Below are 15,712 nucleotides of genomic sequence, written 5' to 3'. Positions count from 1 at the left end.
GTGAGAATAGAAAGGGACGCAGAGACCAGCCAGAAGCGACGGGTGTCAAGAAGCCTGGGCCTGCGCCTCACGGATAATACCCAGCTTCTGCATACGCGACAGCAAGGTGGTTCGTGGTAAAGCCAACTCACGGGCAACCGCGGAAAGGTTATGGTTGTGCCGTTGTACCGCTGTGCGAATCAGTTGTGTTTCATAACTGGCCAGACTTTCCCGCAACGGTTTTGCTTCAGGCAACGGTAACGCACCGCGGTTATCCAGTCCGGAGGCCAGGTCAGACAGACTATCCGGCATCAGGGTAACGGTTTCCATGGTGGCGTCATGCCCCGCCAGCAACAGACTACGACGGATGACATTTTCCAGCTCACGCACATTGCCTGGCCAGTCATGCTGTTCCAGTTGTCGGATCGCGGTTTCCCCCAGGTGGGTCACTGCCGGATTCAGGGACGGGCCGTACCGGGAAACAAAGCGCCGGGAAATAATACCAATGTCGTTCATTCGATCCCGAAGGGGTGGTATTACGATAAACCCGACGCTGATCCGGTAATAAAGGTCTTCCCGAAGGTTACCGTCCCGAACCGCATCAAACGGCGGCTGGTTCATGGCAGTAATCAAACGGATATCGGCTTTCAACGGTTCCTGACTTCCCAGCGGCCGGTAATAACCATCCTGCAAAACCCGTAGCAACTTGCTTTGCAGGGTAATGGGCATGGAGTTCAGTTCGTCCAGAAACAGTGTGCCGCCATCCGCCAGCGCCAAAAGACCCTTGCGATTTTCCGCGCCAGTAAAGGCACCGCGGGTGGTGCCGAAGAGCGTACTTTCGAGCAGGTTTTCAGGAATCGCCGCACAGTTCAGGCAGAGCATGGATCGACCCGCCCGTGGACTCATGGCATGGGCCCGGCGGGCAAACAGTTCCTTTCCGGTTCCCGTTTCTCCGTAAATCAGTACGGGCAATTCACTGGCGCCATAAATATCCACCGCCTCGATCTGCCGACGCATGGCCGGATCGTCACTGATAATCTCCGGGATTTCACGCTGTTTGTCGTGTTTATCCGGGCAAGCCGTCAGGACACGTCCAATTTCAATGGCGCCGATAATGTCACCACTTCGTCCATACAGCGGCATCGCACTGTGCATATAGTGCAACTGTTCTCCGGCCACACCATTGTATGCCTGGTAATGATCGGTGAAGCGGGACTGCTCCGACAGGCAACGCAGTAACGTGCTGTCTTCCATCTGCAACCAGGGGCTGACCTCAAGGATATGGTGGCCCAGGATATTGTCCGGATCGACGCCATCCATTCGCGCACTCGCCCGGTTGTAATACACAAAATACCCGTCGCGATCGACGATTGTGACCGGTTGTGCCAATGAATCCAGCACATGCTTCATGCTCAGGACCAGCCAGTTCAGCTCTTCCACCCATCCCCCTTTATCGTTTTTTCGACAGGTCTTGATCAATACCCTGTATCAGCAGGCAAATTCATCTGTCGTATTTTCGACCCCTGTCGAAAAACGGACAAAACCGGCGGCAATCATTGCTGAAAACACCCCCGGCCTCCAGAAAAAACAGCGAAAAACCGGATAAACAGCACCTTTTTCATGATCTGCATCAACAGTCACCGGCACCGGCTTGGCACGCATGTTGTTAGAGAAGGAAGCGTAGATATAACGACGAAAAAGGTAGCAGTTCATGTTCAAGCACATCATCGCCCGTACCCCCTGTCGTGCATTGGTTGACGGCCTGAGTGAAGCTAACCTGGGCAAGCCCGATTACGCCAGGGCGCTGGCGCAGCACAACACCTATATCCAGGCCCTGCAAACCTGCGGCGTTGACATCACCATTCTCCCGCCGGCTGAAGACTTTCCCGATTCTGTGTTTGTTGAAGACCCCGCACTCTGTACACCGCACTGCGCCATTGTCACCCGCCCGGGCGCAGACAGCCGTCGTCAGGAAGCCGAACTGATTGCCCCGGTTCTGCACCGTTTTTACAAGAATGTTGAACGCATCGTTGAACCCGGCACGCTGGATGCCGGCGATGTGATGATGGTCGGCAGCCATTACTACATTGGCAAGTCCGCACGCACCAATGAAGAAGGGGCGCAACAGCTGATCGCCATCCTGGAAAAATATGGCATGACCGGCTCCATCGTCACCCTCGAAGAAGTCCTGCACCTGAAAACCGGCCTGGCCTACCTGGAAAACAACAACCTGCTGGCGGCTGGCGAGTTTGTCACCAAGCCCGAATTCCAGAAATACAACATTATCGAGGTGCCGGTCGAAGAGTCCTACGCCGCCAACTGCATCTGGGTCAACGGCAAGGTCATCATGCCATCCGGCTACCCCAACACCCGCGACAAGATTGCCGCACTGGGATACGAAGTGATTGAACTGGACACCTCCGAATACCGCAAGGTAGACGGCGGTGTGAGCTGCATGTCTCTGCGTTTCTGAATCATCCCCGGTGGTTCACACCCGCAACAGGGATGCCCGTGCATCCCTGTTCCCGCCCTTACCCAAAGGCAGACACGGAGTACACAATGACGCAGGGGCATGAGAAAAAACTGGGCGTTGTCGCCATGACCGCCCTGGTGGTCGGCGCAGTGGTCGGCAGCGGCATTTTCAGCCTGCCACAGAATATGGCGGAAGGGGCAGGCGCCGGCCCTATCGTTATCGCGTGGGTCATTACCTTTATCGGTATGCTGGCACTGACGCGTATCTTCCAATGGCTCTCCCTGAACCGTCCGGATATTAACGACGGTGTTTACGGTTATGCCCGCACCGGCTTTGGTGATTACCTGGGGTTCAACGCGGCCTGGGGCTACTGGATCTCTGTCTGGGTTGGCAATGTCGGTTACCTGGTGCTGTTGTTCAGCGCACTCGGTTCCTTCTCATCCCTGGGCTTCTTTGGGGAAGGCAGCACACTGCCTGCCATGCTGTGCGGACTTGCCGTTCTCTGGACACTGCACTGTTTTGTGCTGCGAGGCATCCGGTCAGCGGCCATTCTGAACATCATTGTGACCCTGGCCAAGATTGTGCCGATCGGTTTGTTCGTCCTGTGTGTCATGCTGGCGTTCAAGGTGGAAACATTCCAGATGGACTTCTGGGGTAATGATGCACTCGGCAGCATTACCGACCAGGTCAAGAACACCATGCTTTATACCGTCTGGGTGTTCCTGGGCATTGAATCTGCGACAGTATATGCCAGCCGTGCGCGCGACATGAAGGTCGTCAGCCAGGCGACACTGCTGGGCTTTTTCATTACCATCTCGCTGCTGGTCTGCGTGTCAGTACTCTCTCTTGGGGTTGTGCCCCAGGCGGAACTGGCCACCATGCGCAACCCTTCCATGGCGGAGGTAATGGAACGGGCTGTTGGCCCGTGGGGCAGCGTACTGATCAACCTGGGTCTGATCATATCGGTCAGTGGTGCATTGTTGGCCTGGAGCCTGATCTCATCCGAAATGCTGTACCTCGCGGCACGGGGAAAACAGAATACGGCGCCCGCCTTTTTTGGCCGTCTCAACAGCCATGGCACACCCGCCAACACCATGTGGCTGACCAACTCCCTGATTTCACTGTTCCTGATCATTAACCATTTCAACGGCGCCGGTTACAACCTGCTGATCCAGCTGGCTTCATCCATGGCGCTGATTCCTTACCTGCTCTGCGCGGCGTTCGGATTGAAAATGGCGCTCAAGGCCGAAGTTCGCTCCATCACGCTGATTGGTTTAACGGCGCTGGGAACACTGTATGGCGCCTGGTTGATCTACGCCGGCGGTACGGAATTCCTTCTGCTATCAATGATCCTTTATATGATAGGTGCACCGTTTTATCTGAAAGCACGGCATGAACGGGGTGAAAAACTGTTTGCCTCACCGCTGGAGACCACCGGTGCGGTTTTGGTGGTCGTGTTAGGGATCTCGGCACTCTATCTATTAAACGTCGGAGAACTGGTAATCTGATGTTCTAAACCTGAAAAATCATCGAGTCTTCTTTGTTATTCACGCCCTGTCAGACTGGCAAACATATCTTGTCAGTCTGACTGTCCTGTTTGTTATGTTCATTCCCAGACTCTACAGTTAAAAAAATTGCAGCAAAAATAACAATTGTTGAACGGGGTTCAGCCCTGTAGTCTGCAAACCCTTTTTTACCTGCTGACCGGAACCGGGACGACACATTGATTACCACCGCCAATATCACCATGCAGTTCGGGGACAAGCCCCTGTTCGAAGACATCTCCGTCAAGTTTGGTGACGGCAACCGCTACGGCCTGATTGGCGCCAACGGCTGCGGCAAATCCACACTGATGAAAATCCTGAGCCGTGAGCTTGAGCCTTCCTCCGGTACGATCAGCAAGGATCCGAACGACCGCGTCGCTAAACTGAACCAGGATCAGTTTGCCTACGAACAGCACACCGTGATTGATACGGTCATCATGGGTCATGCCGAGCTCTGGAAGGTCAAGCAGGAACGCGACCGTATCTATTCCCTGCCGGAGATGACCGAAGAAGACGGTATGCGCGTGGCCGACCTGGAAGTCCAGTTCGCGGAAATGGACGGTTACTCGGCCGAAGCCCGTGCCGGTGAACTGCTGCTGGGTGTCGGCATTCCCACCGAACAGCATTTCGGCTTGATGAGCGCCGTCGCTCCCGGCTGGAAACTGCGGGTTCTGCTGGCACAGGTGCTGTTTGCCGATCCGGATATCATGTTGCTGGACGAACCGACCAACAACCTGGATATCAACGCCATTCGCTGGCTGGAAGGCGTGCTGAGCCAGCGTGACTGCACCATGATCATCATCTCCCACGACCGCCACTTCCTGAACAGCGTCTGCACCCATATGGCCGACCTGGATTACGGTGAACTGCGCGTCTACCCCGGCTCCTATGATGAATACATGACCGCCGCCACCCAGGCCCGTGAACGCCTGCAGGCCGACAATGCCCGCAAGAAAGCCCAGATTGCCGAACTGCAGACCTTTGTCAGCCGCTTCTCCGCCAATGCCTCCAAGGCGAAGCAGGCGACCTCTCGCGCCCGCCAGATCGACAAGATCAAGCTGGATGAAATCAAGCCTTCCAGCCGACAGAGTCCGTTTATCCGGTTTGAGCAGGAGAAAAAACTGTTCCGCCAGGCGCTGGAGGTGACCAACCTGTCACAGGGCTATGGTGACGAGTTACTGTTCTCCGGCGTCAAGTTGCTGGTAGACGTCGGCGAACGTATTGCAGTGATTGGCCAGAACGGTATCGGCAAGAGCACCTTCATGAATACGCTGGCAGGTGCAATGGCGCCGAAGTCAGGCGAAGTGAAATGGTCGGAAAACGCCAACATCGGTTACTACGCCCAGGATCACAGCGCAGACTTTGAAACCGACATGAACCTGTATGACTGGATGGACCAATGGAAGCCGGCCGGTAACGATGAGCAGTTTACCCGCAGCTTCCTGGGCCGGATGCTGTTCTCCCAGAACGACATCAAGAAATCCACCCGCGTCATTTCCGGTGGTGAGCAGGGACGGATGCTGTTCGGCAAGCTGATGATGCAGCAGCCCAACATCCTGCTGATGGACGAACCCACCAACCACATGGACATGGAATCCATCGAAGCACTGAACCTGGCGCTGGAGAATTACGAGGGTACGCTGATCTTTGTCAGCCATGACCGGCAGTTTGTGTCCTCCCTGGCGACGCGGATCATCGAGATCACGGAAAACGGCATTACTGACTTCCATGGCAGCTATGATGATTACCTGCGTAGCCTGGATGTCACCGGCTGATTAGCAGACATGTAAATAGCTCACGAGACACGTTGTATTGAAGGCGGGAGTCCCTCTCGCCTTGATTACGCCGACATTATTCTCTCTTTAGCGAGATCAAACCAAACCCTGTCAGTGACACGTCTGCCTAACCGGATCAAAGCAGATCCAGCAAATCATCAAACGCGAACGGCTTTTCCAGGATAACATCTGCACCTTCACGCTGCGCTTTACGCAGATAAGAACCGACCAGGTTATGGTTTTCCTCGGATACCTTGCCACCGCCTGATATCGCCACGATTTTCAGCTCGGGCCGGTTTTTCCGTAATTCCTCGCATAACTCCATGCCATCCATTTTGGGCATGAGGATATCGGTAATCACGGTACCGACATCGTCCTGCTGCGCCAGTACTTCCAGCGCCTCAATACCGTTGCCCGCCTGGTACACCCGGAAACCTTCATCTTCCAGGCAGAGTGCCAGCTCTTCACGGAGTTCACTCACATCATCAACTACCAGGATCGCCTTGGCCATCGTTATGCTCCTTGCTCAATGTCAGGATGAAACAGGTATTGGGGCATTGGGTATCCACCCTGAGGACGCCGCCGTGCCCACGAATAATGGTCTGGGAAATGCTGAGCCCGAGTCCGGTGCCCTTGCCGATATCCTTGGTGGTATACATGGGGTCGAATATCCGCTGGACAATTTTCCCGGGAATACCGGAACCGGAATCGATCACCCGCAATGCCACCTGCTTGTCGGACTGGTTCACCTGGATGCGAATCCATTTGTCATCCAGTTCGCTGACCGCGTCAAAGGCGTTATTCAGGAGATTGACAATGACCCGCGACAGGTGGAGCCGCTGGCAGTCAATCTCGGTGGAGCCGGTGTCGTCCTGGAAGTCCACCTCGAAACCAATACCGTTGACCTGGAATTTTTCGTTGACCAGGCCAGTGGCGTCCGTGACAAAATCCCTGACCTGGCAACGCTTGAACTCTTCATGGTGACTGTGGCGCGACAGCTTGCTGATGCTGTTGATGATCCCGGAAACCCGCTGCACCGATGACTGGATCTTGTCCAGGGAGTCAATGTCTTTTTCCTCCAGCCCCCCCTTGCGCATCTTGCGGGTCAGTCGCTCGGCGCTGAGCCTGATGGCCTGTATCGGGCTGTTGATCTCGTGGGCCATGCCGCTGGCCATATCGCCCAGCGCCGCTTTCTTGGCTGAAATCATCGCCTTGGCCTGGTTCTGCAGGATAGCGAATTCTTTTTTCTTGAGCTGCGTACGCATGGCGTCGAAGGCCCGGGCCAGTTTGCCGATCTCGTCCTGGCGCTTCACCGGCAGCACCGCGGAGTAGCTGCCGGTGGCCAGGGCCTCCGAGGCCTTGATCACGTCCTCCAGCGGGTTGAGGATACGATGCGCCCAGAGGCCGACAATCGCCATGCAGGCCACCACCAGCAACGACAGGAAGACCAGGGTCTGATACAACACGCCCATGGAGTCCGCCAGCATCATCCGCTCGGACGACAGCAGGAACACGCGGATAAACCGCCCGCTGTCCCCGGGATCAAACCGGGCCAGTTTCATCCGGAACAGCCAGTCCTCCCCGCTGGAATGAAAGTGATGATCTTCCTTAGCGTCAAACACCGTCGATTCCCACCACAGTTCCTCGGGCACATGGTCGGCCATGTTCGACTGTTGGTTGAATTCAAAGGCAAAATTGAGCGAGCCGTCCGGGTTCAACAGGATATCGCCCCGGGCATTGGTCAGGTAGATATCTGCATGGGGCAGGGAGTTGGCAATGATACGCTCAAATGTCGGCTGGAACGCCATGCTGATCACCACCAGTCCCCGGAGTTCTCCCTTAACGTAAACGGGGCTGGACACCCGCATCACCGGCCTGTACGGCCTGGAAACCAACCCGTATTCACGGTTCAGGGTAATATCAGAGAGATAAACCTCCCCCGGGGCCAGCGTGAGTGAATGCTTGTAATAGAGGCGGTGCGACTTGTTCTGAAGTTCCTGTTCCGAGAGGTTGTCTATCCTTTCCTGGCGCCGCTCCATCGAGACAATCTCCTCTCCCCCGTTGGCCACGCCAATCAACCGCACCTTGTAGTAATGGGGCCGGGAAAGGGCGAATTGCAGCAGAATGTCTTCGAGGTGTTTTCTGTCATGGGCAGCCCGCCTGCCCTGTGGATCCGCGGGGGATACAGCCGACAACACCGTGTGAACAGGCTCCAGCCGCCCCAGGAACACCGCGTCATTGATGAGGTTGTCAATCTCCTCCACCAGCACCATGCTGGCCATCCGGGCTTCCAGGTCAAGACTGGACTCCGCCTGCTCAACCAGGATATGCGCCGAACTGCGAAACAGCAAGGCGCCCAGCACCAGCGTCGCCAGGAAAACGGAAACGCCGGTCACCAGCGAAAATTTTGACGTTATGGTCAGCGTATGCAGGAACGGTTTGAAGAACTTAATCATCCCTGGAAGTCGTCCGGTATTATCAGTACTCCAATCTATTCAACATAGTTCATCTGGTTATTCATTACGGATTCAAGCGATCCGCAGAGGGCACAAATCCAGTCATCCTGCCTTATCGCTATGACACACCCTGGTGAAATAACAAAAATGGCAAATCCGGCGGGGTGTTAATCTTTCCTAAATAATCAGCAATGCCCGCCTGATAAAGTCAACCTATGGAAATCAAACCGCTGGAATAGGACCTGTCGCAATAAAAAATGTGGATACAGGCTTTTATTGATGCAATGCAAAAAGGGGCGCCAGGAAGGAATGCTATAACAGCGCCGACGAACACGAGCACACATTCAACATTGCCCATGACACATTTGCACCAGATTTATGATGTCGATATCAAACTGCTGCGGCTGTTTACGGCCATTGTCCGTTGCGGCGGGTTTTCTTCGGCCCAGACGCAGTTGAACATGAGTCAGTCGACCATCAGTCACCAGATGAGCCAGCTCGAAGACCGGTTAGGCCTGGTGCTGTGTCAGCGAGGGCGCGGGGGGTTTGCGCTGACCAGGGAAGGAACCGCGGTATTCAGTGCAGCGGAGCGATTACTGGCCGCAGTGGAAATGTTTCGCCAGGAAGTCGGCACCATCAACCATGTATTGTCAGGCGATCTCAGCATCGGTGTCGTCGATAACACCATCACCGATCGCACTATGCCGCTGACAACCGCGATCCGGGAATTCAGTAAGCTCGGCGGTGACGTCAACATCCATATTTCCGTGGACTCGCCTGAGCACCTGGTCGCTGATGTCGTCCAGGGAAAACTCCACCTGGCTATCGGCCTCTTTCCTGTCGCCCATAGCGGATTGAACCATACGCCACTTTACCGGGAAAAACATTGCCTCTACTGCGCCAGCAGTCATCCGTTTTATTTTGAAACACCGTCACTGTATGACCTGGCGGAATGTCCGGCAGTCCTGCGCAGCTATATGTACGACAACGACCAGAAGTATATCGGCAATGGCGCCCGAAACGCCTATGCCAATAATATTGAAGCGCTGGTGACATTAATTCTGACCGGCGGCTATATCGGCTTCCTGCCTGAACACTATGCCCGGAAATGGCTGGAGAATGGCGACTTGAAAGTGCTGCATCCCGACACCTGTGTCCGCTATTCAACCTTTGACCTGGTCACGGCCAGGAAACAGCCGGATACGCTCGTGCTCAGGCAGTTTATACAGTTGTTCAGGTCACTGTTGGATCAGCATCATCCATCAACAGGAACCCGCCATGCTATCGGACAGAATGCGTGAGTGAAAAGAAAGAGAGGATCAATGAACAACCTGCCCGGGACAAGGCAGGTTGTTCATCGATCAGATCAAGTCCTGTTAACGGAGGGTAATCGCAGCCGGTGCCGGGTCAGCATGAAAATGACCGATGGTTTCCAGAACAAGCCCTTCCTCACGAGCCGTAGCCAGAAATGCCTGCTCGGCATCGGGGCTGACCGCAACCAGCAAACCACCACTGGTCTGGGGATCGAGCAGGATTTTGATATCCCTTTCTGCCATCGGCGCAATACGCTCACCATAACTGTCGTAGTTGCGCTGGCTGCCACCCGGTGCACAGCCCAGTGCCAGGTAGCGGTCCACATCCGGCAACAATGGCACGGCATCACAGTAGACAACAGCACCCAGGCCACTGCCTTCACACATCTCCAGAAGGTGCCCCAGCAACCCAAAGCCTGTGACATCGGTCATCGCCGTCACACCCTCGAGCGCCGCAAACGCCGCACCCGGTTTGTTCAGGCAACACATGGTTTCCGTCACCAGACGTTCATGCTCTGGCAGGCAATGCCCTTTCTTGATTGCCGTCGACAGAATACCGATACCCAATGGCTTGGTCAGGTACAGTCGGTCACCGGCTTTCGCGTCACTGTTACGCTTCAGGCGATCAACCGGCACACGGCCATTGACGGATAAACCGAAGATCGGTTCCGGCGCATCAATGCTGTGTCCACCCGCCAGCGGCATGCCGGCATCGCGACACGCATCACGACCACCGCGCAAGACTTCACGGGCCACTTCCGGCGGCAACGTATTGACTGGCCAGCCCAGAATGGCAAGCGCCATCATCGGCGTTCCGCCCATCGCGTACACATCGCTGATGGCATTGGCTGCCGCTATTCGTCCGAAGTCGTAGGGATCATCGACAATCGGCATGAAAAAGTCAGTGGTGCTGATAATGGCTTCACCGTTATCCAGCGCATAAACCGCGGCGTCGTCCGCGGTATCGTTGCCCACCAGCAACGACGGGTGTCCGGTATTATCGGACAACCCTTCAAGCATCGTTCCCAGGACCCTGGGAGAAATTTTGCAGCCTCAGCCACCGCCATGGGAGTAACGGGTCAGGCGCACCTTCTCCGTGGTTTCATCCGCCCGGACCGGACGGAGATCGGCGTTGTTGTCACTCATACGTCACACTCTCACCAGGGCGGGATCAATGGCTTCCAGGCCGGATTTCAGGAGCTGGTAATCAATCAGCTGGAAATCGCCCAGCGTTCTGTCATCGTAATACCGGTTCCGTGGTGTTGCCGTCATCGTATTGAAACGGTCAATCGCACTTTCAATGACTTCCAGCGAGCGCATATCCAGCGTGCCTTCAATGTCATCAATCGCCACGGAACGGTAAGGCGACTCGCCGGGTTTCACACTGCCCGCCAGCGGGTGGGTCAGCAAACGGGCGCCGCCGTGTATCCGGTTACGAACCTGGTGCAGCACCTGCTCATAGCTGTCACAGGCCTGCTGGTTCAGCGTCGCAAAATCGGACGCCACCTTGGGATTGTTGCTGATGATCAGCAGTTGTTTTGCCATGGTTATGCCGCCTTATCCTGAGCATCAGGCAGTTTCAGTACGATACGGTCGTTGTCGTCCCGCCGGACCCAGCGATCCAGTTCCATTTTGTTCAACAGGGGAATCATGTATTTACGGCTAAGCCCGGTGCGTTCACGGGCCAGGTTGATGCCGAAACGTTCACCTTCGGTCAGACCCGCCAGAACATCCCGCAACAGTTGTTCGTAGAGTTCTGTCGCGTAATAGATCTTGCCTTCAAGCGCAACAACAAACCCCAGTCGCACAAGGTTCCGCAACAGTTTCTGGCCACCGACGATCTTTTCCTTATCCGCTTCAAGGCCGTCCTTGCCGCAGGCACGGATACGGGCCAGTAACTGTTGCCCATCCTGACCCAGATCGTCTTCGGAGGCACCGCCACCGGCCATCCAGGCATCCTTGCTCATACGAACTTTGTCTTCGTCTTTCAGACCCAGCAGTACCTGTTCCATCACAGCGACATTGACTGACAACCGCGTACTGAGCTCTACCAGCGTCATGGCGATACCTTCGCCATCCAGCAGTTTCAGGATACGTTCACGTAACGCATCACTGAACGTACGGCTGATCAGCCAGTCACCCAGCGCAAGGTAATTGTCGCTGTTGATCACGGCGTCACCCGCCGCTACCGCCGCCAACGGCGCATAACCGTTCAGGTCAAGGCTGAGCCGTAACTGGGCAGACGGCGCCAGCGCTTCCGGCAGGTCATTCAAAAGCGCCTGCAGTCGTTTACGCAGATGCATGGACACATCACTGGTCCAGACAATATGGCCACTGTGAATCAGTTCACTGCCACCATGGCGGATCATGGCCATGGACTGTCCCCAGAAACAGGGAACCGGTTTATCCAGTTTCAGCAGGGCAAGGCGGGTGTCCTTGATGTAAACCAGTCGCGCCAGTCCATTCCAGGTACCGAGTGCAACTTCCACTTCCCGGTTACGGCGACTGGTATCCGCGCCTTCCTCAAGGCGAACAAACAGACGATCTGTGACCTGGCAAAGGGCATCACGCCCAGCGATACAGCAGCCACGTTCCAGTTCCTTTCGGGTCACGCCTTTCAGACCGACCGCGACACGGGAGACCGGCTCAGCCTCATCCAGGTTTTTGTGATACGACTGCAGGGTTCTGACCTGTACATCCTTGCCGGAAGGGTACATCTTCAGCCGGTCACCCACTTTCAGGGAACCGTCTGCAAGGCTGCCGGTGACTACTGTGCCAATGCCGTTTACCGTGAACACCCGGTCAATATACAGGTGAGCTGCATGGCCTAATGGCTGACGCTCAACCTGGCGCAACTGTCGTAGAATCATCTTGCGCAGGGCGTTGATATTATCCCCTGTCAGGGCAGAGACGGTGATGGATTCCGGTATTTCGTCGGTGATGGCAAGGCAGTGTTCCAGCGCTTCTTCTTCCACCAGCGCCAGTGTTTCGGCGTCTACAGTGTCCGACTTGTTGATGCAGAGAATGACATTACGGATCCCCATGGCATGCGCCACTTTCAAATGATCCGTGGTCATTGGCATCCAGCCTTCGTCGGCCGCTACCACCAACAAGACCAGGTCAAGGCTCCAGACCCCGGCGACCATGTTGCGAATAAAACGTTCATGACCAGGTACGTCGATAACCCCAACGGTATTACCGTCATCATCATCGAAGTGGGCAAAACCCAGATCCAGGGTCATGCCCCGTGCCTGCTCCACCGGCCGGGCGGTGGTTATACCGGTCAGCGCCTTGATCAGGGCGGTCTTGCCATGGTCCACATGGCCGGCTGTGCCAATCACCGCTTTCATAAGCCGAGGTAACTCCTGAGTTGTTCTGTCAGCACGGGGATTTCCCGGGGCAGAATCGCCGCCATGTTCAGCTGTACACGGTCATTCCTGATCACACCAATCACCGGCAACGGCATGGCCCGCAGATCCGCAAGGATCTGGTCAGCCGGTTTATCGCTCTGTAATTCCAGCGACCAGGACGGGAAAAATTCATCCGGCAACGTGCCGCCACCCACAACCATTTCCGAGGGCAGCAAACGTACTTTGTCGCCCAGTTCGGACGCCAGCTGCTGAGCACGCTCCTGGATGACAACCTGGCCGGTCGCCGCCTTTTCTGCCACGCCCTGCCCTTCCGATTCGCGGTTGAGTTTGCGAATCAGCAGTTCTTCGAGCAGGGAATACACCATCCGACCGGGACGGAAGGCTCGCATCAGGGGATTTTTCTCCAGCTTCTGCACCAGCGATTTCCGGCCGCAGATGATACCTGCCTGGGGACCACCGAGAATCTTGTCGCCTGAGAAACAGACAAGATCGGCGCCCGCACGGATATAATGCGACGACGGTGTTTCATTCGCGGCAAAACGCTCTGTCGACAGTCCTGATCCCTGGTCAACCGCCAGGATCACATGATCCGGCAACCGACGGGCAACTTCACGAATATCCGGGGATTCAGTAAAACCACGCACGACGAAGTTTGAACAATGCACCATCAACACCATCGCGGTGTTTTCTGTGACGGCATTGATATAGTCATCAGCTGTCGTAATGTTAGTGGTGCCGACCTCAACCAGTTTTGCGCCAGACAAGGCAAGAATATCGGGAATTCTGAATCCACCGCCGATCTGAATCTGTTCACCACGGGAAACAATCACTTCCTTACCGCGGGCCAGTTCATTTAACAGCAGGTACACGGAAGCGGCGTTATTGTTGACCACCATCCCTTCTTCGGCACCGGTCAGGCTGCTCAGCAACTGACTGACAATGCCCTTGCGCTGGCCGCGCTTGCCATCCGAGAGTTTGATCTCCAGATTGCAGTAACCCGTGTTCACATCAGCAACAGAGTCCCACAACGCAGGATCAATCGGCGAACGTCCAAGGTTGGTATGCACGACAGTTCCCGTGGCATTGATCACACGGGCATGGCGCTGGTTCAGCAGGAAACGACAGTCGTCTTCCAGCCGGGCATATAACGCTTCATCGGAAATACCGCCTGTGCGGAAAGAAGCCTCTTGTCGTATGGCTGCCAGTGTACGGCGCACGACATCGGTAACCAGCGGACGACTCAGTTGACGGATATAGGGGGCAAGGATCGGTTCCTGGAGCAGCTGCTCCACTTGCGGCAGGCGAACGATTCCCTTCGGGTTTGCGCTCATGGCTATAACAACCCCGCAGTCTTGCGTGTAATAAGAAGGAAAGAAAAGCGGTGGCGGAAGGAGCAGGAATCGAACCTACCAGAGCCTTCGCGGCTCACATTGGTTTTGAAGACCAAGGGGACCACCAGATCCCATCCACTTCCGGAGTACGGGACGGATTATCTGGATCAGATTGACGAAATCCTATTACGGTTTTCCGCAATCAAGAGCATGATGCAGGGTTTTATTGAGCAATATCAACTTTCTCACCTTTTCCACTACGACCCGCTGTTTTTGAACGTCACACTGACGACCGCATCAGCCTGGCTTCACCGATTGCGGGCAAAGCCAATATTCAGACCACTTTTTGCTTGCGTCTGCATTTCCCTACTTCTACTTTTGGTGCAGTCATATGCAGTGACATATACGCGATTAGGACATCATGATGCCAAATATTAAACCAGAACCTATAACCCGATAGGTATGCTAGTAATGAATATCTTCGCGAAAGTGAGATCAACGCCTGCACTGGCTTTTTTTTACAGCATAATGCTGATCAGTGTAATTTATAGCAGCCAGGCACTGCCAGACCATCATGAGTTTATAAAAGAAAATAGAAATACGGATGTGGCGCTGGCGACCTTCAACAATTTATACAGCTTATCCCGTAATGTAGAAATCCATTATGGTTACCCTTCATCATCGTATGATGAGATGACACATGTTATCGGCTCACTGGGTAACAATAAAAAACTTCCACTCCCTTATGGCACACGGGTCATTGTCAACTTTTGGCCTCTCTTTGATTTATGGTGTTACTATTTTGATGTTGTTGGCACAGGCAACACAAAAATAGATTTTTTTTCATTATTTGGGGAAACATACTTCCGGGTGGCAAATACCAATATTATCAAACCCGTCTTCGGCTCCGACTTTGGTTACATCGAGTCCGACGATCATTACAGGTGCCCTTGGCCAAGCCCAAACTAACTTAAATAAATAAATAAATAAAAATGATAGTGATGCATTTTCTGATGCATCACTATCTAATTAGAACTGATCTATTTTTTTCACTCATCCAGTTAGCATTTAGCATATTGACTTCAATACATTTCCACCATCTTTACTACAAATCAAACATTAAAACATACCACCTAAACATCACCTTTGTTTCGCTAAAGATGAATAAGCATCATGAGAACCTACCAAAATACCCACCATCAAAAAAGAACCCGATCGAATACAGTTAACCAGCACCTGACGTCAAAACTATTTCAACGTGACAAACCGTCAAAAAAACACCATTATCCAGCAATTCCATTCTCCAAACGCATCAATATAACCAATACCGAAATAAAGAAACATCGTCCTGAATAAGAGATATCACTTTAGCAATAATCCACATTCCATTGTTTTTATATGATTTATTATTCACCACTTATCTGTAGACAAATCTCAAATTGCTGTCTTATATCATGAGGCTTGCCAGTC

13 protein-coding genes and 1 tRNA gene are annotated in these 15,712 nt (G+C 54.2%); 5 read left to right on the top strand and 9 right to left on the bottom strand.

The genetic code is table 11. The features are described from left to right. Positions 1-45: 45 nt before the first annotated feature. Both AC27K1_RS02155 and AC27K1_RS02150 read right to left on the bottom strand, forming a co-directional pair. A complete protein-coding gene (locus AC27K1_RS02155; RefSeq protein ID WP_487147952.1) occupies positions 46-1,419 on the bottom strand; it encodes a sigma-54 interaction domain-containing protein in 1,374 nt (457 codons plus the stop codon). A 48-nt stretch (positions 1,420-1,467) separates the two neighbouring features. Next, the gene (locus tag AC27K1_RS02150) at positions 1,468-1,692 is read right to left on the bottom strand and encodes a hypothetical protein (RefSeq protein ID WP_487147950.1); all 225 of its coding nucleotides are present in this window, start codon (positions 1,690-1,692) and stop codon (positions 1,468-1,470) included. On the opposite strand from AC27K1_RS02150, the gene ddaH reads away from it, so the two are divergent. From ddaH to AC27K1_RS02135, 3 genes are all read left to right on the top strand, one after another. Then, positions 1,691-2,452 carry a dimethylargininase gene (gene ddaH, locus AC27K1_RS02145; RefSeq protein ID WP_487147948.1) on the top strand — a complete coding sequence of 254 codons (762 nt, stop codon included), beginning with the start codon at positions 1,691-1,693 and terminating at the stop codon, positions 2,450-2,452. The two genes, AC27K1_RS02150 and ddaH, sit on opposite strands and share 2 nt — an antisense overlap. 86 nt (positions 2,453-2,538) lie before the next feature. Next, positions 2,539-3,960 (top strand): basic amino acid/polyamine antiporter, encoded by a 1,422-nt coding sequence (locus AC27K1_RS02140; RefSeq protein WP_487147947.1) that lies wholly within the window; start codon positions 2,539-2,541, stop codon positions 3,958-3,960. Between the two features lie 215 nt (positions 3,961-4,175). Continuing rightward, a complete protein-coding gene (locus tag AC27K1_RS02135; RefSeq protein ID WP_487147946.1) occupies positions 4,176-5,771 on the top strand; it encodes an ABC-F family ATPase in 1,596 nt (531 codons plus the stop codon). Between the two features lie 136 nt (positions 5,772-5,907). Here the strand turns inward: AC27K1_RS02135 and AC27K1_RS02130 are convergent, their stop codons facing one another. Together AC27K1_RS02130 and AC27K1_RS02125 are read right to left on the bottom strand one after the other, a co-directional pair. Next, positions 5,908-6,282 carry a response regulator gene (locus AC27K1_RS02130; RefSeq protein ID WP_487147944.1) on the bottom strand — a complete coding sequence of 125 codons (375 nt, stop codon included), beginning with the start codon at positions 6,280-6,282 and terminating at the stop codon, positions 5,908-5,910. Next, complete coding sequence (locus tag AC27K1_RS02125; protein ID WP_487147943.1) at positions 6,257-8,227, bottom strand: sensor histidine kinase; 1,971 nt, start codon at positions 8,225-8,227, stop codon at positions 6,257-6,259. Before AC27K1_RS02125 ends, AC27K1_RS02130 begins: the two co-directional genes overlap by 26 nt. 356 nt (positions 8,228-8,583) lie before the next feature. Between AC27K1_RS02125 and AC27K1_RS02120 the strand changes: the two genes are divergently transcribed. Then, positions 8,584-9,528, top strand: coding sequence for a LysR family transcriptional regulator (locus AC27K1_RS02120; protein WP_487147942.1), 945 nt, complete (start codon positions 8,584-8,586; stop codon positions 9,526-9,528). A gap of 75 nt (positions 9,529-9,603) precedes the next feature. Here the strand turns inward: AC27K1_RS02120 and selD are convergent, their stop codons facing one another. The 5 genes from selD to AC27K1_RS02095 form a co-directional block, all read right to left on the bottom strand. Further along, positions 9,604-10,686, bottom strand: a complete 1,083-nt coding sequence (selD, locus tag AC27K1_RS02115) for a selenide, water dikinase SelD (protein WP_487147941.1) — start codon at positions 10,684-10,686, stop codon at positions 9,604-9,606. A gap of 3 nt (positions 10,687-10,689) precedes the next feature. After that, a complete protein-coding gene (locus tag AC27K1_RS02110; protein ID WP_487147939.1) occupies positions 10,690-11,085 on the bottom strand; it encodes a GrdX family protein in 396 nt (131 codons plus the stop codon). 2 nt (positions 11,086-11,087) lie between these two features. Beyond that, on the bottom strand, positions 11,088-12,890 hold the full coding sequence (gene selB, locus AC27K1_RS02105; RefSeq protein ID WP_487147937.1) for a selenocysteine-specific translation elongation factor: 1,803 nt from the start codon (positions 12,888-12,890) through the stop codon (positions 11,088-11,090). Then, positions 12,887-14,242, bottom strand: coding sequence for an L-seryl-tRNA(Sec) selenium transferase (gene selA, locus AC27K1_RS02100; RefSeq protein WP_487147935.1), 1,356 nt, complete (start codon positions 14,240-14,242; stop codon positions 12,887-12,889). Before selA ends, selB begins: the two co-directional genes overlap by 4 nt. Positions 14,243-14,293: 51 nt before the next feature. Continuing rightward, a tRNA-Sec gene (locus tag AC27K1_RS02095) sits at positions 14,294-14,385 on the bottom strand. A 328-nt stretch (positions 14,386-14,713) separates the two neighbouring features. Here AC27K1_RS02095 and AC27K1_RS02090 point away from each other — a divergent pair. Beyond that, complete coding sequence (locus tag AC27K1_RS02090; protein ID WP_487147934.1) at positions 14,714-15,211, top strand: hypothetical protein; 498 nt, start codon at positions 14,714-14,716, stop codon at positions 15,209-15,211. Positions 15,212-15,712 lie beyond the last annotated feature (501 nt).

The organism is Kistimonas ophiarachnellae (assembly GCF_057552235.1).
This window is presented reverse-complemented; position numbering and strand designations above follow the sequence as displayed.